General features: G+C 49.0%; 1 protein-coding gene. It reads left to right on the top strand.

Translation table 11 applies throughout. From position 1 onward, the window contains the following. On the top strand, positions 1-239 hold a 239-nt coding region (locus G9G53_RS26060; protein ID WP_165150920.1), incomplete at both ends, for a condensation domain-containing protein.

The raw sequence follows: 239 nt of genomic DNA, 5'->3' as shown, positions 1-239 counted from the left end.
TTGTTCCACTGTGTAGATGGCGATCATTTGCTGATGGTGATTCACCATTTGGTGGTGGACGGGGTATCCTGGCGTATCTTGTTTGAGGATTTGGCTACTGCCTATGAACAGGCCATCCATGAAGAGGTGCTTCAGTTACCGGACAAAACGGATTCCTTCCGATCCTGGTCACAAAAACTTTCCGAGTATGCGAATAGCGCAGCCATGGACAGTGAACACGCCTACTGGGAACAATGGAA

The organism is Paenibacillus sp. EKM206P, from assembly GCF_011066155.1.
Taxonomy (GTDB): Bacteria; Bacillota; Bacilli; order Paenibacillales; family Paenibacillaceae; genus Paenibacillus; species Paenibacillus polymyxa_D.
The sequence above is the reverse complement of the archived record's forward strand: the minus strand, read 5'-3'. Positions and strand labels throughout refer to the sequence as shown.